Annotated in this window: 20 protein-coding genes and 1 pseudogene; 13 read left to right on the forward strand and 8 right to left on the reverse strand. The window is 71.1% G+C overall.

Annotated features, from left to right (window positions below; all coding sequences use genetic code 11):
* Positions 1–2: 2 nt before the first annotated feature.
* On the reverse strand, positions 3–1,133 hold the full coding sequence (locus tag VGV13_17105; GenBank protein ID HEV8642810.1) for a citrate/2-methylcitrate synthase: 1,131 nt from the start codon (positions 1,131–1,133) through the stop codon (positions 3–5).
* A gap of 261 nt (positions 1,134–1,394) precedes the next feature.
* Between VGV13_17105 and VGV13_17110 the strand changes: the two genes are divergently transcribed.
* Positions 1,395–1,637, forward strand: a complete 243-nt coding sequence (locus VGV13_17110) for a tautomerase family protein (GenBank protein HEV8642811.1) — start codon at positions 1,395–1,397, stop codon at positions 1,635–1,637.
* On the opposite strand, the gene VGV13_17115 is transcribed toward VGV13_17110, so the two are convergent.
* From VGV13_17115 to VGV13_17125, 3 genes are read right to left on the reverse strand one after another with little or no spacing between them, the layout of a single operon-like run.
* Positions 1,627–2,577 (reverse strand): LLM class flavin-dependent oxidoreductase, encoded by a 951-nt coding sequence (locus VGV13_17115; GenBank protein HEV8642812.1) that lies wholly within the window; start codon positions 2,575–2,577, stop codon positions 1,627–1,629. The two genes, VGV13_17110 and VGV13_17115, sit on opposite strands and share 11 nt — an antisense overlap.
* An 11-nt stretch (positions 2,578–2,588) precedes the next feature.
* Complete coding sequence (locus VGV13_17120; GenBank protein HEV8642813.1) at positions 2,589–3,356, reverse strand: SDR family NAD(P)-dependent oxidoreductase; 768 nt, start codon at positions 3,354–3,356, stop codon at positions 2,589–2,591.
* A gap of 15 nt (positions 3,357–3,371) precedes the next feature.
* Complete coding sequence (locus tag VGV13_17125; protein ID HEV8642814.1) at positions 3,372–5,042, reverse strand: thiamine pyrophosphate-binding protein; 1,671 nt, start codon at positions 5,040–5,042, stop codon at positions 3,372–3,374.
* Positions 5,043–5,107: 65 nt separating this feature from the next.
* Here VGV13_17125 and hemE point away from each other — a divergent pair, with 65 nt between their 5' ends.
* From hemE to hemG, 3 genes are read left to right on the forward strand one after another with little or no spacing between them, the layout of a single operon-like run.
* Positions 5,108–6,145, forward strand: coding sequence for a uroporphyrinogen decarboxylase (hemE, locus tag VGV13_17130; protein HEV8642815.1), 1,038 nt, complete (start codon positions 5,108–5,110; stop codon positions 6,143–6,145).
* Entirely contained in the window at positions 6,142–7,260 is a 1,119-nt protein-coding gene (gene hemH, locus VGV13_17135; protein HEV8642816.1) for a ferrochelatase, read from the forward strand. The genes hemE and hemH overlap by 4 nt, the downstream gene beginning before the upstream one ends.
* Positions 7,257–8,675, forward strand: coding sequence for a protoporphyrinogen oxidase (gene hemG, locus VGV13_17140; protein HEV8642817.1), 1,419 nt, complete (start codon positions 7,257–7,259; stop codon positions 8,673–8,675). The genes hemH and hemG overlap by 4 nt, the downstream gene beginning before the upstream one ends.
* 33 nt (positions 8,676–8,708) lie before the next feature.
* Here hemG and VGV13_17145 read toward each other — a convergent pair whose 3' ends face one another.
* A complete protein-coding gene (locus VGV13_17145) occupies positions 8,709–8,822 on the reverse strand; it encodes a hypothetical protein (GenBank protein ID HEV8642818.1) in 114 nt (37 codons plus the stop codon).
* A complete protein-coding gene (locus tag VGV13_17150; GenBank protein ID HEV8642819.1) occupies positions 8,813–9,058 on the reverse strand; it encodes a hypothetical protein in 246 nt (81 codons plus the stop codon). Before VGV13_17150 ends, VGV13_17145 begins: the two co-directional genes overlap by 10 nt.
* Positions 9,059–9,080: 22 nt before the next feature.
* Between VGV13_17150 and VGV13_17155 the strand changes: the two genes are divergently transcribed.
* From VGV13_17155 to corA, 5 genes are all read left to right on the forward strand, one after another.
* Entirely contained in the window at positions 9,081–9,560 is a 480-nt protein-coding gene (locus VGV13_17155) for a YbaK/EbsC family protein (GenBank protein ID HEV8642820.1), read from the forward strand.
* Positions 9,561–9,711: 151 nt separating this feature from the next.
* Positions 9,712–10,746 carry an Ldh family oxidoreductase gene (locus VGV13_17160; protein HEV8642821.1) on the forward strand — a complete coding sequence of 345 codons (1,035 nt, stop codon included), beginning with the start codon at positions 9,712–9,714 and terminating at the stop codon, positions 10,744–10,746.
* 23 nt (positions 10,747–10,769) lie between these two features.
* Entirely contained in the window at positions 10,770–10,994 is a 225-nt protein-coding gene (locus VGV13_17165) for a hypothetical protein (GenBank protein ID HEV8642822.1), read from the forward strand.
* Positions 10,991–12,307: an APC family permease gene (locus VGV13_17170; GenBank protein HEV8642823.1), complete on the forward strand. Its 1,317-nt coding sequence runs from the start codon at positions 10,991–10,993 to the stop codon at positions 12,305–12,307. The genes VGV13_17165 and VGV13_17170 overlap by 4 nt, the downstream gene beginning before the upstream one ends.
* Before the next feature lie 136 nt (positions 12,308–12,443).
* On the forward strand, positions 12,444–13,421 hold the full coding sequence (gene corA / locus VGV13_17175; protein ID HEV8642824.1) for a magnesium/cobalt transporter CorA: 978 nt from the start codon (positions 12,444–12,446) through the stop codon (positions 13,419–13,421).
* A 147-nt stretch (positions 13,422–13,568) separates the two neighbouring features.
* Here corA and VGV13_17180 read toward each other — a convergent pair whose 3' ends face one another.
* Together VGV13_17180 and VGV13_17185 are read right to left on the reverse strand one after the other, a co-directional pair.
* Positions 13,569–13,913, reverse strand: coding sequence for a hypothetical protein (locus VGV13_17180; protein HEV8642825.1), 345 nt, complete (start codon positions 13,911–13,913; stop codon positions 13,569–13,571).
* 118 nt (positions 13,914–14,031) lie between these two features.
* Positions 14,032–14,793, reverse strand: a complete 762-nt coding sequence (locus VGV13_17185; GenBank protein ID HEV8642826.1) for a BadF/BadG/BcrA/BcrD ATPase family protein — start codon at positions 14,791–14,793, stop codon at positions 14,032–14,034.
* 215 nt (positions 14,794–15,008) lie between these two features.
* Here VGV13_17185 and VGV13_17190 point away from each other — a divergent pair, with 215 nt between their 5' ends.
* From VGV13_17190 to VGV13_17205, 4 genes and pseudogenes are all read left to right on the forward strand, one after another.
* Complete coding sequence (locus VGV13_17190; GenBank protein ID HEV8642827.1) at positions 15,009–15,662, forward strand: ABC transporter substrate-binding protein; 654 nt, start codon at positions 15,009–15,011, stop codon at positions 15,660–15,662.
* A gap of 20 nt (positions 15,663–15,682) precedes the next feature.
* A complete protein-coding gene (locus VGV13_17195) occupies positions 15,683–17,164 on the forward strand; it encodes a sodium/solute symporter (GenBank protein ID HEV8642828.1) in 1,482 nt (493 codons plus the stop codon).
* Positions 17,165–17,423: 259 nt separating this feature from the next.
* A pseudogene (locus tag VGV13_17200) lies at positions 17,424–17,624 on the forward strand (DnaJ domain-containing protein).
* Positions 17,625–17,922: 298 nt separating this feature from the next.
* Positions 17,923–18,216: a PAS domain-containing protein gene (locus VGV13_17205; GenBank protein HEV8642829.1), complete on the forward strand. Its 294-nt coding sequence runs from the start codon at positions 17,923–17,925 to the stop codon at positions 18,214–18,216.
* Positions 18,217–18,229 lie beyond the last annotated feature (13 nt).

Below are 18,229 nucleotides of genomic sequence, written 5' to 3' on the forward strand. Positions count from 1 at the left end.
GCTCAGCGCCGTTCCAACGGCACGAAGGCGCGCCGGCCGGCCCCGGTGTACTCGCCGCGCGGCCGGATCAGACGATTGTCGTCGTGCTGCTCGATGATGTTGGCGGTCCAGCCGGCGATGCGGCCGGCCGCGATGACTGGCGTGAAGAGATCGATGGGGATCCCCAGAGAGTAGAAGAGGGGAGCTGAATAGAAATCGACGTTAGGGATCAGTCCTTTCGCCGCGCTGATCCGCTCGTGGAGCTTCACCGATATTTGAAACCACTTGAACTGCCCCGACTGTCGGCACGCCTCCTCGGCCATCCCTCTGAGGATGGCCGCCCGCGGGTCGCCGGCCCGGTAAACGCGGTGGCCGAAGCCCATGAGCCGGCGCTTGCTCCGGAGCGCTTCTTCGGTGAAGCGGTCCACGTTGGCGACCTCACCGATCTCCATGAGCGTGCGCATGACCGCTTCACCCGCCCCGCCGTGGAGAGGCCCCTTGAGAGCGCCCACGCCGCCGGCCACCGCCGAGTGCATGTCCGACTGCGTCGAGGTGATGACGCGCGTGGTGAAGGTGGACGCGTTCATCTCGTGCTCGGCGTAGAGCGTGAGGCTCGCGTCGAAGGCCTTGGCCGCCGTGGCCGAGGGGCGCCCGCCGGTCAGCATGTAGAGGAAGTTGGCGGCGTGGGGGAGATCGGCCGCGGGCGCGACGGGCTCCTGGCCGCTGCGGACGCGATGGTGGGCGCAGATCGCGGTCGCGAGCTGGCTGGCCAGACGCGCCGCCTTGCGGCGGTTGGCGTCGTGCGAGCTGTCGGTGGCGTCGGGGTCGTCCATGCCCAGGATGGCCACGGCCGCCTGCAGCGCGCGCATGGGGTCGGTGGACTGCGGCATCAGCCGGAAGGCCTCGATCAGCTCGCGGGGGATCGACCGCGCCGAGATCAGCTCGGTGACGAAGCGGTCGAGCTGCGGCTTGCCCGGCAGCTCGCCCTGCCAGAGGAGGTAGGCGACCTCCTCGAAGGTCGCCCGGCTCGCGAGGTCCTCGATGTCGTACCCGCAATAGGCGAGCCGGCCGTTCTTGCCGTCGAGGTCGCACAGCCGCGTCTCGGCGGCGACGACGCCCTCGAGCCCGCGGATCAACGAAGTCCCTTCGCTCATGGCTGGCTCCTTTGAGGGCTCTACGGTAGACCGCGGCTCCGCCTCGCGCAAGACCGGGCGGTCGCGTGTATCCTGGGCGCGGTGCGGCCGCCGACACTCGTCGCTCATGCCGACTGGGGATCGAGCCCCAGCAAGCGATGGATCGCGCTCGCGGGGTGGCGCGACGGCCGCTACCGCGCCGAGGCGCCACGCCTCGTGGGCCCCCCTGAAGCGCGATCTGCCGCTGAGAAGCAGGCGCTGCTGGAAGCCATTCACAGGGCCATGAGGGAGGCGCTGAAGATCCCGGAGTGGGACAAGGTGCTGTTCCTCCACCAGATGTTCCGCGGCCGCTCGCTCGACGCGAAGCGGCGGCTCTACCAGGCGCTCGTGAAGAACCTGGGCGGGCTCGGCGTCCCGCCCGCCGACTCCAAGATCATCCTGCTGGAGCCGCCCATGGAGAACTGGGGCATCCGGGGGGGCCAGATGGCCACCGAGGTGGACCTGGGCTACGAGGTCAAGGTGTAGATCGCGTCGGGACCAGCACCTCTTCCACGAAGGCCTGCAGCGCCTCCCAGTCGTACGGCCCCTGGCGGAAGGCGATGTTCATGCGCGCGGCCCCGGCATCGCGGTAGGCGGCGGCCAGCTCCATCGCCTGCTTGGGCGTGCCGCGCACGAAACCGGTGCGGCCCTGCGGGTCCTTCCCGAAGTGCCTTTGGAAGAGCGCCTCGCCCCGCGCCGCGCCCTTGGCGTCGGCGCCCATGTAGAAGCCGACATTGGCGGACTTCAAGATAGTCTTCGGGTCCCGCCCCTCCTTCTCGCACCACTGGTCGAGCACCTGGCTCTTCCTCTTCCACTGGTCGGGGCCGAGATAGGGCGCGTTCCAGCCGTCGCCGTAGCGGGCGGCGGCGCGCAACGTGCGCTTCTCGCCGCCGCCGCCGATCCAGATCGGGAGCTTCGGCTGGAGCGGCTTGGGATTGTTGGGCGCGTTGTGGAGCTGGAAGTGCTTGCCGGTGAAGTTCGCGCGCGTGACCGCGGGGTCGAAGAGCTGGCGGAGGGCCTGGGCGAACTCCTCCAGCATGTCCTCGCGCACGCCGATGGAGGGAAAGGGGATGCCGAAGGCGCGGGCCTCGAGCTCGTGCCAGCCGGCGCCGATGCCGCACTCCACGCGGCCATTGGAGAGGTGGTCGATGGAGGTCAGGGCGGAGGCCAACACCCCCGGGTTGCGGTACAGGTTGCAGTAGACCAGCGAGCCGATGCGCACGCGCTTCGTCTCCAGCGCGGCCGCCGTCATGATCGCGATGGACTCGAAGCAGTCGAGGTCGCCGCCCTGAGGCGGGGACTCCTGGAAGTGATCCGACACGGAGAACCAGTCGAAGCCGCCGTCGTCGGCGAACTTCCAGAGCCGTCGCATCTCGGCCAGCGGCCCCCCCATGTGGCCCACGTGGATCCCGACGGTCATCGCCATCGCTCGGCTCCTCAGCGAGTGGTGAGCGTGAGTCCGGCGTCGATGACGAGCGTCTGGCCCGTGACCCAGCGCGCCTCGTCGCTGGCCAGGTAGACGGCGCCCCAGCCCACGTCCCAGCCCGCGCCCTCGGTGCCGAGGGGGGAGGACTGCCGGCGTCGCTCACGCGCCTCGGGGCCGAGGCTCTCCACCATCGGCGTCCACACGCGGCCGGGCGCGATGGCGTTGACGCGGATTCCCCGAGGCCCGAGCTGCACGGCGACGCTCCGCACGAAGCCGATTACGCCGGCCTTGGCGGCGGCGTACGCCGTGCGCCCGTGACCGCGCAGCGCCGCCACCGACGACACGCAGATGATGCTGCCGGCGCCCCCGGCGACCAGCGCGGGCACGGCCGCCTGGGTGGCCAGCAGCATGGACTTGAGATCGACGGTCATCACGCGGTCCCACTCCTCTTCCGTCGTCTCCAGGAGGTCCTTGCGCGACTCGATGCCGACGTTGTTGTGGAGGATGTCGAGGCCGCCCCAGCGCTCGACGGCGGCCTGGACCATCGCCCGGCAGTCGTCGGCGCGGGTGACGTCGGCGGCGAACGGCTCGGCTTCGCCGCGCTCGGCTCGGATCAGCCCCACCGTCTCCTCGGCGCGCTCCTTGGCCTGATCCACGCAGAGCACGCGCGCGCCTTCGCGCGCGAAGAGGATGGCTGCCGCCTTGCCGTTGCCGAGACCGGGACCGCGGGAGCCGGCCCCGGTCACGATGGCAACCTTACCCGCGAGTCGTCCGGGCATCAGCCTCTCAGCAGGCTACGTGAACGAGGGATCGATGCGGACGTCGATCAGGTACGGGCCCCCGCTGCGAAGGCCCCGCGTCAGCGCCGCCGGCACCTCGCCGGCCTTCTCGACGTGCTCGCCGGGCACCCCCAGCGAGCGTGCCAGGCCGACCCAGTCGATGGGTGGCCGGTCGAGGTCCATGCCCACATAGCGGTCGTCCTCGGCCGAGAAGCCCTTGAGGGCGAGCGTGCGCTGCTTGAGGATCCGGTACGACGCGTTGTTGAAGATGACGTAGACGACGCCGAGCCCTTCCCGGGCGGCCGTCCACAGCGCCTGGCTCGTGTACATCGCGCTGCCGTCGCCGACCAGCGCGACCACCGGGCGCCGGGGCAGCGCCAGCTTGACGCCGAGCGCCGCCGGGAGCCCCCAGCCGATCCCGCCGCCCCGGAGGCCGAAGAAACTCTTGGGGTCGGCGCAGCGGAGGAGCTGGCGCAGGCCGTGGGCGGACGAGATCGACTCGTCGATGATGGTGACGTCGTCGGGGACGCTGGCGGCGATCGCGTGGACCAGGCTCAGCGACGACATCGGAATCTGCTGGGCCTCCCGCTGCGCGCGCTCGGTCAGCTCCGCGCGCATCCTCTCGTGAGCCGCCCGCGCCGCCTCCCGCCGCTTCGGCGCCTGGGGATGCCCGTGCTTCGTCGTGTGGCGGCGTAGCGCCTCGCCGAGCTCGGGCAGCGTCGCCTTGGGCTCGCCGTGGATGGCGACGGCGGCGGGATAGTTCTTGCCCAGCTCCCAGGGGTTCACGTCCAGGTGCACGATGTTGAGGCCGGGCGGCATCGGATCGACGTCGTCAGGCAGCGAGAGCGTGAAGAGGTCGCCGCCCACGGAGAAGAGGAGATCGTGACGCATCAGCAGCGCCCGGATCGGGGGGGCCAGGCGCGGCATGGGGCCGGCGTACTGTGGATGCGTGAACGGGAAGCTGCAGGTGGAAGACACGCACTCGCTGACGACCGGACAGCCCACCAGCTCGGCCAGCTCCACGATCTCGCCGAGCGCGTCGCCGTGGGCCACGGCGTCGCCGGCGACCAGCAGGGGCCGCTCGGCTTTCGCCAGCAGCGCGGCGGCCCGATCGATGGCCTGGCGATCGCCGACGATGCGCGGCGCCACCCGCGTGGGGGCCAGGAGATCGACGTCGCGCTCGGCGTTGAGGACGTCGACCGGCAGTGACAGGAAGACCGGGCTCGTCGGGTGGGCCAGCGCGGTTTTGGTGGCGCGCCGGACGATCCGGGGCAGGTCCTCCAGGCGGCGCACCTCGGTGGACCACTTGACGAAGGGCTCGGCGACCGGCGGCAGCTCGGCCCAGAGGATCGGCTCCGTGGCCGTGAAGGACTGGTCGTGCTGGCCGGCGGTCAGCAGCATGGGCGCGCCCGACTTGCGCGCGTTGTACAGCATCCCCATCGCGTTGCCGAGACCCGGCGCGATGTGCACGTTCACCGCGGCCAGCCCGCCGCTGGCCTGGGCGTAGCCGTCGGCCATCGCGATGGCCACGGCCTCCTGCAGCGCCAGCACGTAGCGGATCCGCGGCTCGCGGGCCAGCCCGTCCATCAGCGGCAGCTCGGTCGTCCCCGGGTTGCCGAACATGACGGTGACGCCTTCTTCGGCGAGGATCTCGAGGAACGCCTGCTTGCCGGAGACCAGTGGCATGGGGTCCCGATCATAAACCCCCGGCGCGCTTGATTCCAAGGGGGGTGCCCGGTACGCTCTCAGGCGTGCCGGCCACGGATGTTTCCTTCCTCCGCGCGGCGCGCCGCGAACCGACTCCCTACACGCCGGTGTGGCTCATGCGTCAGGCCGGGCGTTATCTGCCGGAGTACCGTGCGATGCGGGCGCGGTATGGCTTCCTCGAGCTGTGCCGCAACCCGGAGGCGGCGGCGGAGGTGACGCTGCAGCCCGTCGAGCGCCTCGGGGTCGACGCGGCGATCCTCTTCGCTGACATCTTGCTGATCGTGGAGCCGCTCGGCGTCGGCCTGGAGTTCTCCAGAGGCGAGGGGCCGGTCATCCCGCGCCCCATCCGGCGGGAGGCGGACGTGGGCCGCCTCGAGCCCATCGACGTGGCGAGCGGGGTGCCGTTCGTCTTCGAGACGGTGCGGAACGTCGTTCGCGCGCTGGGCGGCCGCGTGCCCCTCATCGGCTTCGCGGGCGCGCCGTTCACCGTCGCCTCGTACCTGGTGGAGGGAGGGCCGTCGCGCGACTACCTGCACACGAAGCGTCTCATGTACGAGGAGGGGGAGGCCTGGCACCGCCTGATGGAGCTGCTCGCCGAGGCGACCGCGCGCTATCTGAACGGGCAGATCGCGGCGGGCGCCCAGGCCGTCCAGCTCTTCGACTCCTGGGTGGGCGTGCTGAGCCCCGCCGACTACCGCGCGTTCGTGCTGCCGCACGTGCGATCGCTGCTCAAGGCGCTGACGCCGGGCGCCCCCGTCATCCACTTCGGCACCGGCACCGCCGCATTGCTCCCGCTCATGCGCGAGGCGGGAGGCGACGTCATCGGCCTCGACTGGCGCGTGGACCTCGACGCCGCCTGGGCCACGGTCGGGCACGACATCGCGATCCAGGGCAATCTCGATCCCGCCGTGTTGCTGGCCAAGCCGTCCTATATAAGGGAGCGGGCCAAGGAGGTCCTGGCCCGGGCCGGGGGGCGGCCGGGCCACATCTTCAACCTCGGCCACGGCGTGCTCCCTGACACGCCCGTCGAGCACGTGAAGGCGCTCGTCGACATCGTCCACGAGCTCTCCGACCGTCGATGATCCAGGCGGTGCTGCTGATCGCCTTCGGTGGGCCCACGGCGCCCGACGAGATTCGGCCGTTCCTCCAGAACGTGGCGCGCGGCCGCGCCATCCCGCCGGCGCGACTGGAGGAGGTGGCGCATCACTACGAGCGGATGCCCGGTGGCCGCTCGCCGCTCAACGAGCTGACGGTCCGCCAGGCCCGCGCTCTCGCCGAGACGCTCGCCGCTGACGGCTCCGCGCTTCCGGTCTTCGTCGGCATGCGCAACTGGCACCCGTACCTGCACGAGACGCTGGCCGAGATGGCCGGCCAGGGGGCCCGGCGGGCGCTGGGCCTCATCCTGTCACCGCTCCGCACGGAGGCGTCGTGGGAGCGCTACATGCGGGACGTCGCCGAGGCTCGCGCCCGGACGCCCGCCGCGCCGGAGGTCGTCTTCGCGCCGGCCTGGTTCGAGCACCCGCGGTTCGTCGCCGCCGCCGCCGATCGCTGCCGGCGCGCGCTGGACGAGGTGCCGACCGGCGAGCGCGCGGCGACGCCGCTCGTCTTCACCGCCCACAGCGTTCCGGTGCCGATGGCCGAGGCGTCGCCGTACGCGGCCGACTTTGCGGCAGCCGCCGGCGCCGTCGCGGCGGCGCTCGGCCACGGGCGCTGGTCCCTCGCCTACCAGAGCCGGAGCGGGAGCCCGCGCGACCGGTGGCTGGAGCCCGACGTCAACGATGTCCTGAAGGCGCTCGGGCGGCAGGGCGCGCGGCACGTCGTCGTCGTCCCCCTCGGCTTCGTGTGCGATCACGTCGAGGTGCTCTACGATCTCGATGTCGAAGCGCGCGCGACCGCCGCCGCGGCGGGGCTCGCGCTCCACCGCGCGGCCGCCGTGAACGACCACCCCGACTTCATCGCGGCCCTCGCCGATCTCGTGCGCTCCCACGTCGCCGGTGACCCCGACGCGGCGGGGGCCAGCCGGGCCGGAGCGCCCTCCTCGACCACGCAATCCACACCGGGACCGGCGCCTTCCCCCAGCGCCAGCTTCCCTCGACCCCCTGAGACACGGGTCTCGGAGGGCGCCTCCGGCCCGCCCGGCCCGCGCTCGCCGTCCACCGGCGACGCCGGCCCCTCGCGTCGGCGAGGGCGGCGATGAGGATGGTGGTCGTCGGAGGCGGCATCACCGGACTGGCCTGCGCCCACCGTGCGGTGGAGATCGCGCGGGAACGCGGCATCGAGCTCGACCTCACGCTGCTCGAGGCGCGCGATCGGCTCGGAGGGACGATCGAGACCGAACGGACCGGCGGCTTCCTGATCGAGGCCGGCCCCGATTCGTTCCTGTCCGAGAAGCCGTGGGCGCTGGCGCTCTGCCGGCGCCTGGGGGTGGTGGATCGGCTCGTCCCAACGGACGATCGGTTCAGGAAGACGTTCGTGTGGTTCCGCGGGCGCCTGCATCCGCTACCCGAGGGCTTCCAGCTCCTGGCCCCGGCCCGCTTCGGCCCCTTCATCACCTCCGGCCTCTTCTCCTGGCCGGGCAAGCTGCGCATGGCGCTCGATCTGCTGCTGCCGCGCGGGATCCCGGGCGACGACGAGAGCCTGGGATCGTTCGTGCGGCGGCGGCTCGGACGGGAGGCGCTCGAGCGCGTCGCCCAGCCGCTGGTGGCGGGCATTTACACGGCCGATCCGGACGAGCTGAGTCTCGCCGCCACCATGCCGCGCTTCCTCGAGCTGGAGCGCCGGGAACGGAGCGTGATCCTCGCCCTCTGGCGCGCGCGCCGCCGCGCGCCCGAGACAGCGGAGGGGACGAGCGGAGCGCGCTTCAGCCTCTTCGTCACCTTTGCCAGCGGGATGGGTGAGCTGGTGGAGGCGCTCGCCGCACGCTTGCCGCCGGGAGCCGCGCATCTCAAGCACCGCGTGGGTGGGATCGAGCGTGGCGACGGTCGCTGGCGGGTCGATCTCGCGGCCGGCGGCGCGCTCGAAGCCGATCGCGTGGTCGTCGCCACCGAGGCCCACGCGGCCGCTCGGCTGCTCCGGTACGTCGATCCGCCGCTGGCGACGATGCTCCAGGTGATTCCGTACGCCTCCTCGGCGACGGTGTCGCTCGGCTATCGACGCGCCGACATCCCCCATCCGCTTGACGGCTTCGGCTTCGTGGTGCCGCGCGTGGAGGGCCGGCAGCTGCTGGCCTGCACCTTCGCGAGCGTCAAGTACCCGGGGCGCGCGCCGGAGGGCGGGGCGCTCCTGCGCTGCTTCCTCGGCGGCGCCCTGAACGCCGCGGTGCTGGAGCGGGATGACGGGGATCTCATCCAGCGGGCCAGGGAGGAGCTGAGCGCGGCGCTCGGCGTCGCCGCCGAGCCGGTGCTCGCCCGGGTGGCACGCCATCCCTTCGCGATGCCGCAGTACGGTGTGGGCCACCGCAGGAGCGTCGAGGCGGTCGAGCGCCGGCTCGAGACGGCGCCCGGCCTCGCGCTGGCCGGGGCGGCCTACGGGGGCGTGGGCATCGCCGACTGCGTGAGGTCGGGCGAGAGCGCCGCCGAGCGCGCCCTGCTGAGCCGAGCGCCCGGGGGCTGACGGCGAGGGGATGAGCGATGTCGGTGGACCGCGCTACGCGCGGTGCCGGAGCCTCCGCTCCTCGGGGTGCGGGTCGAGGTAGGCCTGGTCGGCGAGACGCGCGACGCCGCCCCGTCGGACGTGGTGCCCGATGAGCATCAGCGGCACGCCCAGCGGGCGGGCGCCGCGGCGGTAGGCGTCGATGACCTCGCCCAGCTCGGCCGCTCGTCGGCCCCCAGCGCTGGCTCGAGAGAGCCCGCCGCGTGCCGGAGGGCGCTGGCGTGGCGGGCGGGGGTGGCGCGGACCGCCAGGGCCTTCATCAGGAGCGCGCCGGAGCGCACGCGCTCGCCCAGCAGGCACGCCGAGATTCCGAGGCGGGGCTTTTCGGACTCGATTTTCGCCATCGGCTCGCATAGTGTAGCAATCGTGTCGGAGCCGCTGAGCCCGAGCGCCCAGAAGGTGCAGGAGGCGCTGACCGCGCTGGGCTTCACGTACCAGGTCGTCGAGGCGCCGCGACCCACGCGCACGGCCGCCGAGGCCGCCCAGCTCGTGGGTTGCCAGATCGGTCAGATCGCCAAGTCTCTCGTCTTCAGGGCGGCGCCGAGCGGCCGGCCGATTCTGGTGATCGCCAGCGGCGCGAACCAGGTGAACGAGTGGCGGATCGGCGCGCTGCTCAAGGAAACGCTCGAGAAGGCCAAGGCCGCCCTCGTGCGCGAGCACACCGGCTTCGCCATCGGCGGGGTGCCTCCCCTCGGTCACGCCAAGCCGCTCGAGACCTTCATCGATCAGGACCTCATGAGACACTCCGAGATCTGGGCCGCGGCCGGCACGCCGAACGCGCTCTTCCGGCTGGTCCCCGCCGACCTGGTCAAGATGACGGGGGGCCGCGTGGTCAAGGTCACCTAGGAGTCTGTCGGCCATGGCACGAGCTCACTGCGGCCACTGCTTGCCGTCTCGGGCGCCGGCTCCGTCGGTGCAATACCTTTGGGGTGGTTCGGAGGGGGCCGTGAGGCCTCGTAACGTCCGCCCCCTCCGACAGAGCTAGCCGGAGCCCCGGATGCCGACGGTCGACCCCGCCAAGCTCGAGCAGGTAACGCGCGACATCTTCGTAGCCCGCGGCGTGCCTCCCGGCGACGCGGCGTGGATCGCAACGCTGCTCGTCCGCGCGAACCTCCGGGGCCACGACTCGCACGGGGTCATCCGCATCCCCCATTACGTACGCGCGATGAAGGCGGGCGAGGTCAACCCCGAGCCGCACATCACCGTGCAATCGGAGACACCGACGATCGCCCTGATCGACGGCGATCAGGGCTTCGGGCAGGTCGTCGCCCGGCGGGGGATCGCGCTGGCGGTCGCGAAGGCCAGGGCCCAGGGGCTATCGGCGGTGACGCTCAAGCGCACCAATCACATCGGGCGCCTGGCCGACTACGCGGAGATGGCCGCCAGCCAGGGGCTGATCGGCATGCTCTGGGTGAACGCGCCCATGGCGCTCAACGTGGCGCCCTGGGGCGGCGCCGGGCGACGGCTGGGGACCAACCCCCATGCCATCGCCATCCCCGGGCCGAACGGCAGCGTCGCCATGTCTCTCGACTTCGCGAGCAGCGTCATCGCCGAGGGCAAGCTGAAGGTGAAGTTCAACCGGGACGAGCCGGTCGCGCCCGGGATCATGCTGAACGGCGCCGGGCAGCCCTCGACCGATCCCCGCGAGTTCTACGCCGACCCCCCGGGCTCCCTGCTGACCGCGGGCGAGCACAAGGGCTACGGGCTCTCGCTGGCGATCGAGATCCTGGGTGGGATCCTCTCGGGCACCGGGGCCGCGCGGCCGACGCCTGGCCCCGTCCAGAACGGCACGCTCATGATCTGCCTCGACCCGAGCCGTTTCCTGCCTCTAGCGGACCTCCACGCCCAGGTGGAGGCTCTCTTTGGCTTTACGCGCTCGGCGCCGCTCGCTGCCGGCGCCAGGGAGATCCTGATCCCCGGCGAGCCGGAGGCTCGTATCGAGCGCGAGCGCCGCGCGCACGGCATTCCCGTGGACGACGAGACCTGGCGGCAGATCGCGAAGTGCGCGGCCGAAGTCGACGTGAGCGCCTGACGGGCTCCAAGGCAGGAGTGCCCATGCTCGAAGTGGTCACGATGAAAGAGATCGACGCCATCTTTGCCGTCACCGACGCGCTCGGCATCCACCGGGAGAAACTGGTCATCCCGCTCGGCCCGGCCTCGCCGGGACGCGTGAGACGGCTGCCCAACGACAAGCTCGAGATCACCGTCGACGCCGTGCGTCCGATCGAGGAGTGGGTGAAGGAACTGCCCGCGCTGATCGCGGCCGCCCCGGGGAAGTGACGGCCGGGCTTCGGCGCGACCTCGGGCTGCTCCCCCTCGCCGCCGTCGTCTTCTTCAACGTCAGCGGCGGCCCCTATGGCGTCGAGGACATGGTGCCGTCGTTCGGACCCGGCCTGACCCTCCTCCTGCTGCTCCTCACGCCGCTGCTCTGGAGCCTCCCGGTCTCGCTGGCCATGTCCGAGCTGGCCTCGGCGATGCCCGACGAGGGCGGCTACGTGACCTGGACCACCAGGGCCTTCGGGACCTTCTGGGGCTTCCAGGTCGGGTGGTGGTCCTGGGTGGACAGCTTCGTGGACGTCGCCGTCTACCCCGCGCTCTTCGTCGAGTACGCGAAGTTCTGGTATCCGGCGATGACCTCGCTGGAGCGCTGGCTGCTGGCCCTCTCCTTCATCGTCGCCCTGACGGCGCTGAACGTGCTCGGAGTGCGTCCGGTCGGCCGGGCCGCCGTCGCCCTGGCCGTGACCGCGCTCCTGCCGGTCGCCGCGCTCGTCGTAGCCGGGCTCGCCTCCGCGCGCCAGTGGCCGTGGACACCGTTCCTGGGCGAGGGCGGCACGCTGGGGCCGAGCCTGGGTCTGGGACTGGCCGTGGTCATGTGGAACTACTCGGGGTGGGACACGCCCTCGACCTGCCTCGGCGAGACGCGCGCGCCGGAGCGCGCGTTCCGGACCGCGCTGTTCATGGTCCTGCCCGTGATCGCCGCCGGCTATCTCCTGCCGATGACGGCGGCGCTCGCCAGCGGCGCCGACTGGACGACGTGGACGACCGGCGAGCTGCCCAAGATCGCGCGCGCGGTAGGCGGCGAATGGCTGGGCCACGCGGTAGGCGCCGGCGCGGTCGTCAGCACGGCGGGACTCTTCATGTCGCTGCTCCTGACCAACTCGCGCCTGCCCTACGTGCTGGCACGGGACGGCCTGATGCCGGCCTCCCTGGCGGCCGTCCACCCGCGGTTCGGCACGCCGTGGGTGGCCGTGGTGCTCTCGGCCGCGTTCTACGCCGCCTTCACCGTCTTTTCGTTCAAGGAGCTGATCGTCCTCAACGTCTGGCTCTACTCGCTGAGCCTGCTCGTGGAACTGGCGGCGTTCGTCCGGCTGCGCGTGGCCGAACCGGCGATGGCGCGCCCGTGGCGGGTGCCGGGTGGTCGGGCCGGGGCGCTGGCGGTGGCGATCGTCCCCGCGCTCTTCGCCCTGGGGGCCATGGCCACGGCCGGGTGGCTCAACACGGCGGCTGGCGTCATGGCGGCGCTGACCGGCCCCATCACGTACGTGCTCTTGCGGCGGCGGCGGTACTCTCTAGGGCAGGAGGGGCGGCCATGAGACATCCTGTGTCAACTCGACAGTCGAACGCGCTTTCTCGAGCGCCGGCTTCGCAGGCGCAACCTGTGCTGGGGGAGGCCTCGGAGGGGGCCGTCGCGCCCTGTGGGCGCGCCTGTGAAGGCGCCCCCTCCGACCTATGAGTGGAGTGGTCAACTGCGCTGCCTACGCCGAGGGCCGGCGCGTCGCCGACCTCAAGATCGAGGGCATCAGCGAGGCCCTCAAGCGGGATGACCGCTTCGTATGGATCGGGCTGCACGAGCCGGAGGAGGCCCTGCTCAAGCAGGTGCAGGCGGAGTTCGGGCTCCACGACCTCGCCGTCGAGGATGCGCTGCGCGCCCACCAGCGGCCCAAGCTCGAGCGCTACGACGACTCGCTCTTCGTGGTCATGCGCACCGCCCGCATGAACGCCGCCGCGAAGCGCATCGAGTTCGGCGAGACCCACATCTTCGTGGGGCCGCGCTACGTCGTCTCCGTCCGCCACGGCTCCTCGCTCTCCTACGCCGAGGTGCGCGCGCGCTGCGAGTCGACGCCGGCGCTGCTCAGCCAGGGATCGGGGTTCGTGCTTTACGCCCTGATGGACTTCATCGTCGACCAGTACTTCCCCATCGTCGATGGGCTGGAGGACGAGCTGGAGGGGCTGGAGGGCGAGATCTTCGGCGAGGCGTTCAGCCGCGAGACGACCACGCGCATCTACCAGCTCAAGCGCGACCTGCTGGAGCTCAAGCGGGCCGTCTCCCCGCTGGTGGACGTCTGCAACCGGCTCACGCGCTACGACGCGGACCTGATCCCTGAGGACACCCGGCCGTACTTCCGCGACATCTACGACCACGTTATCCGCATCAACGAGATGGTGGACATGCTGCGCGAGCTGCTGACGACGGCGCTGGAGGCGAACCTCTCGCTCATCTCCGTCTCCCAGAACGAAGCGATGAAGCGGCTGACCGGGTGGGCGGCCATTATCGCGGTGCCGACGATGGTCGCCGGGATCTACGGGATGAACTTCAAAATGATGCCCGAGCTGGAGTGGCCGTGGGGCTACCCGGTGGTGATGGCGGTGATGGTCGGCGCCTGCGGGTTCCTCTACTACCGCTTCAAGCGCGCCGGGTGGCTCTAGTTTCCTCGGAGGGGGGCTTCGCCCCCCTTCCGATACCTCCCCCCTAGGATTCGGTTGCGCCGGCGGAGCCGGCGCTCGAAAGCAGCGCCTGCGTAATCCTTTCAGGGGGAGGCCTCGGAGGGGGCCGTCGAGGCCCCCTCCGACTGGCTAGCGCGAGACCAGGTTTTCGTCGATGACCGCGGCCAGACAGTCCAGGGCGCCGAGCGAGTAGACGTAGGTCTTCCAGCCGATCGCCACGTGGTCCGTGCGCTCGCCCGGCCGGGGGGCGGGGTGAATCGTCACACCGACGTTGGGCCCCGTCCCCGTGCAGCCACCGGCGCAGCCCTCCCGCACGCGTACGCAGTCCGCGAGCTTGCGGTCGGCGACGAGGGCCTGGAGATGACGCGCGATCGCCCGGGCGTCCATCCGTACGGGCCGGCCGCCCCGCCGGAGCGGCAGCGTCACGGCCCCGGGCTCAATCGGACACACGGTCACGACCAGTCGTCGCTTCAAGGTCGCTCGCGCCCGTCGCCCCACGGGTTCTCCGCCCACGCCAGGCACATCCCACCTCGTCGACGATCGTCTTGAGCGTGAGGAGGGCGGGGAGCGAGGCTCTCCATCTCTCGCGGCGTCATCGCAGCTTTATTCTAGTCGGTGTGGCGGCGGGAGGCGCCAATCGTCCAGCCAGTCGCGCCGCGGCGACGACGGGCTCCGCGGCGGGCGCGACCCAGCGCGCGCGCACGCCGGCCCGCGCGACCGCCCGTCTGAGGCCCGCGCGGAACCACTTGTCCCTCAGCACGCTCCCGGCCCAGCTGATCGCGACCGGCGGCGGAAGCCGGAGGCGCCGCGCGACGTCCGCCGCGAGCGCGGCCAGATGGGCCTGGCCGGCCGTGACGATGGCCCGCGCCCGGCGGTGGCCGCGCCGGGCCCGCCGGACCACCGCGGGAGCGAGCGTAGCGATTCGTGCCACGGGGTTCCGAGCGTGCACGAGCCGGCGTATCGGCGTGAAGTCCTCGCCCCGGCTCGTGGCCCGCAGCCACTCCCGCCCGAGCCAGAAGGCCGATCCTTCGTCACCGAATAACGGGCCGAGTCCACCCGCCCGCTCCCATCGTCCCCTCGCGTCCCGTCCGACCACGATCGAGCCCGTACCGGACAGGACCAGCACGCCCGGCCGCGTTCCCAGCGCTCCCAGCAGCGCCGCCTGAGCGTCCGAGAGCACGACGACCCGCCGCGCCATGCCCTGGAGGCGGTGCACCAGCGCGCGGCGCTCGCGCGCCGTCCAGACGCCGCGGGAGGCGACGACGAGCGTGGCGACGTCGCGACGAGTCCAGCCGCGGGACTTCCAGACGGTAGGAAAAAATTTCTCCAGTTCGCGCAGGCCAGTGGCCGGCACCGCAACACGGGCGGCGCGACGACCACCTCGGAGCGCCAGCAGTCGAATCCACGTTCCACCGACGTCAGCCCCGACTCCGAGGGGGAGCCGGTCGGGTCCTCTGTGTCGATTCGCGGACATGGCGTGACTCCCTGTCCTGTATTGTCTGTCAGTCACACCAGCCGGAGTCTCCCGAAATCACGTGGTTAAGGGGGATGTCCTGGATGGCATGGTAGATGCTGACAGTTCCGCCGAAAGGGGTGCGGGCGATGGGCAAGACATTGGCGGCTTGGCTCTTGATGGCGGTCGCCGCGGCGGCGCCGACAATGACGCCGCGCGACGTCGTGCAGTCGGCCGTCATGCGCGTGCTCCAGACGATCGAAGACACGCAGCCGACGCCGCAGTCCGCGCGGCCGAGCCCCGAGAAGGCGCGGCTCGAGATCCGGCGCATCGCCACGGATCTCTTCGACTTCGACGAAGTGTCGCGGCGCGCGCTGTCGCGCCACTGGGCCGCGCGGTCCAGTCAGGAGCAGGCCGAGTTCATCTCGCTCTTCACCGACCTCCTCGAGCGCTCCTACGTGGGCAAGATCGAGTCGTACTCGGGCGAGAAGATCGTGTACACGGGCGAGCTCGTGGACGGCGACTACGCCACCGTCCGCTCCCGCGTCGTCAGCAAGCGGCGCACCGAGACCGCCCTCGACTATCGCCTGCACCGCACGGGCGGCCGGTGGAAGGTGTACGACGTCCTCATCGACGGCGTGAGCTTCGTCTCGACCTACCGCAGCGAGTTCAACCGGATCATCCAGTCGTCGTCGTGGGACGACCTGATGGACCGGCTGCGCAAGAAGCGGATCGAAATCCGGACCGTCGTGGACCGTAAAGCGAGCTAACCCGCAGAGTATGATGGGGCGTGCCCGGCACGCCCTCCGGTCTCACCTGGCCCGATTACGCGGTCCTGGCCGTCTCCCTCGCGCTCCTCCTGGCCATTGGGGTCGGCTTCACCCGGCAGCAGCGCGACACGGTCGACTTCTTCCTGGCCCGCCGCCGCGTCCCCTGGTGGGCGGCCTGTTTGTCGTTCCTGGCCACCGAGATCAGCGCGGTCACCATCATCTCCGTGCCAGCCACCGCCTACAGCGAAAATTGGGAGTACGTGCAGTTCTTCGTCGGCGCCACCCTGGCCAAGTTCGCCGTCGCCTACCTGTTCATCCCCGCCTTCTACCGGCACGACGTGACCACGATCTACGAGTTCCTGCATCACCGCTTCGGGCGCGCCAGCCAGGTGACCGCCTCCATCTTCTTCTTCGTCACGCGCCTGCTGGGCTCGGGCGTGCGCCTGATGGCGGCCGCGCTGGCCGTGTCCATTCTCCTGGGGTGGCCGCTGGGGCCGACCATCGCCGTGTTCATCGCGGTGTGCATCCTCTACATCGGCGCCGGCGGGGTGAAAGCGGTCGTCTGGGCCAACGTCCTGCAGGCCGTCGTGTTCCTCACGGCCGGGGCCGTGGCCCTCGGCTACGCCATCTCGCTCGTCGACGGCGGGCCAGCGGCCGTCCTCACCGTGGCCGGCCGCGCCGGCCGCCTGAACGTGGTCAACTGGGGGCCGGCCCCCGGCGCGTCCGACTTCTGGCCCCGCGTCTTCAGCGAGCCCAACATCGTCTGGGTCGCCGTCCTCAACGGGTTCGTCGGCTCGATGGCGGCCTTCGGGACCGATCACGACTTGATGCAGCGCCTGCTCACGGTCGAGACACGCCGGGAGAGCCAGAGGACCCTGGCGCTGACCCCGCTGGGGACGCTCCTGACGCTGGCCATCTACCTCGGCCTGGGCGCGACCCTCTATACCTTCTATGCCCAGCATCCGGCGCTCCCCGTCTCCCGACCCGACGAGATCCTCCCGCACTTCGTCCAGCAGACGATGCCGGCGGTGCTGCGTGGGCTCGTCTTGAGCGCGATCGTGCTGGCCTCGATCGACTCGCCGCTGGGTTCGCTGGCCGCGTCGTTCGTCACCGACATCTACCGGCCCCTCCTGGCCCGCGGGCGCCCCGAGCGCCACTACCTCTTCGTCTCTCGGGTCAGCGTGGTCGGATTCGGCCTAGTCCTCGGTCTGCTCGCCCACGCATTCTCGCGGTTCGACCAGATCCTCTGGCTCGCCTTCAAGATTGCGGGCGTCACCTTCGGCTCGCTGCTGGGCGTGTTCCTGCTGGGGCTCCTCTGGCCCCGCCGGGTGAATGACCGGGCCAACGTGGCGGCCATGATCGTGATGGCTCTGGTGAACCTGGCCTTGCTGGTCCTGTCGGAAACGAAGATCCTCGTCTTCGCGTGGTCGTGGCTGGTCATCCTGGGCACCGCGGGGACCATGCTGGTGGCCGTGGCGCTGTCGCCGCTGGCGAAGAAGTGATGGGGAGGGGCCCGTGTCACGGGCCTCGGAATTGCGTGATGCTGGGGCGCCGCCCGCCGGTGCCCGTGCAGACGAGATCTGAGTGAGGACAAGGCGCAGACGCTTTCCAACGACCCGGTCTTGAGGTAAAAACGAGAGAAGTCCTCCGAAGATAACAAACAGCGCAACTGAGTGATCGGCGCGGGGCTCGCAGAGCCCGCGCCGAGGAGGCCTGCTGGCCGCTCACGGCCGACGCGAGGCACAAGGCGACGGAGGAATGTTGGGCTCCAGCAGGGACTACTACAAGATCCTTGGTGTGGACCGCCACGCCGATCAGGCGGCCATCAAGCGGGCCTATCGCCGGCTCGCGCTGCAGTACCACCCGGACGTCGCCCGGACCCGGCGCTCGCCGGCACGCTTTCTGGAGATCCAGGAGGCGTACGCTGTCCTGTCGGACCCCGAAAAGCGCCGGCAGTACGACGGCCTCCGCCCGGAGGGCGGGCGGGGGAAGGTTTCGCCTTCGGGACCCAGGCCCCGCGCCCCACGGGCCTCCGCTCCCCCCCGCTCGGCGCTGTTCCGGCTCCTGTTGGAGGTGCCAGGCCTCAGCCTGGGTGTCAGTGTGGGGCGCTTCGGTTCATCCGACGACCGGGAGCCGCGGCGGATGAAGCCGCGGCGGAGACCCGGGCCACGATGAGACGTGGCCAGGCCGAGGAGCTTGGCAATGGGCGGTGATGCGGGAGCGCCCAGAATGGACCTTGACGCCGCGACGATCATCGCCAATGCCCCGGATCCCGTGTTCGTCTCCGACCTCCACGGCAAAATCTTGCAGGTCAACGACGTCGTCCCAGCTCCTGGGCTTCCGCCCCGACGAGCTGATCGAGCAGTCGCTCTCGCGCTTCATCAGTCCCCAGGAGACCCGCGAGTTCACCGCCGCCCTGCGCGAGGTCGTCGAGTGTGGGGTGAGCCGGGACGCTCAGCTGAACCCTCACACCGCTTCGGGTGAGGTCATTCCCACGAGGTTGAACGCTTCGGCGCTGCGCGACGCCAACCGGAGGGTGATCGGCGCCGCCTGAGGGCTGCCCGCCG

The organism is Candidatus Methylomirabilota bacterium, assembly GCA_036001065.1.
Lineage (GTDB): Bacteria > Methylomirabilota > Methylomirabilia > Rokubacteriales > CSP1-6 > MNEF01.

Excerpts from the sequence above, each read along its gene's own strand:
- hemH (HEV8642816.1), top strand. The coding sequence starts at position 6,142 with ATGATCCAGGCGGTGCTGCTGATCGCCTTCGGTGGGCCCACGGCGCCC.
- VGV13_17165 (HEV8642822.1), top strand. The coding sequence starts at position 10,770 with ATGCTCGAAGTGGTCACGATGAAAGAGATCGACGCCATCTTTGCCGTC.
- corA (HEV8642824.1), top strand. The coding sequence starts at position 12,444 with ATGAGTGGAGTGGTCAACTGCGCTGCCTACGCCGAGGGCCGGCGCGTC.
- VGV13_17105 (HEV8642810.1), bottom strand. The coding sequence starts at position 1,133 with ATGAGCGAAGGGACTTCGTTGATCCGCGGGCTCGAGGGCGTCGTCGCC.
- VGV13_17115 (HEV8642812.1), bottom strand. The coding sequence starts at position 2,577 with ATGGCGATGACCGTCGGGATCCACGTGGGCCACATGGGGGGGCCGCTG.
- VGV13_17205 (HEV8642829.1), top strand. The coding sequence starts at position 17,923 with ATGCCCCGGATCCCGTGTTCGTCTCCGACCTCCACGGCAAAATCTTGC.
- VGV13_17110 (HEV8642811.1), top strand. The coding sequence starts at position 1,395 with ATGAGGGAGGCGCTGAAGATCCCGGAGTGGGACAAGGTGCTGTTCCTC.
- VGV13_17125 (HEV8642814.1), bottom strand. The coding sequence starts at position 5,042 with ATGCCACTGGTCTCCGGCAAGCAGGCGTTCCTCGAGATCCTCGCCGAA.
- VGV13_17190 (HEV8642827.1), top strand. The coding sequence starts at position 15,009 with ATGCTGACAGTTCCGCCGAAAGGGGTGCGGGCGATGGGCAAGACATTG.
- VGV13_17150 (HEV8642819.1), bottom strand. The coding sequence starts at position 9,058 with ATGGCGAAAATCGAGTCCGAAAAGCCCCGCCTCGGAATCTCGGCGTGC.
- VGV13_17120 (HEV8642813.1), bottom strand. The coding sequence starts at position 3,356 with ATGCCCGGACGACTCGCGGGTAAGGTTGCCATCGTGACCGGGGCCGGC.
- hemG (HEV8642817.1), top strand. The coding sequence starts at position 7,257 with ATGAGGATGGTGGTCGTCGGAGGCGGCATCACCGGACTGGCCTGCGCC.
- VGV13_17160 (HEV8642821.1), top strand. The coding sequence starts at position 9,712 with ATGCCGACGGTCGACCCCGCCAAGCTCGAGCAGGTAACGCGCGACATC.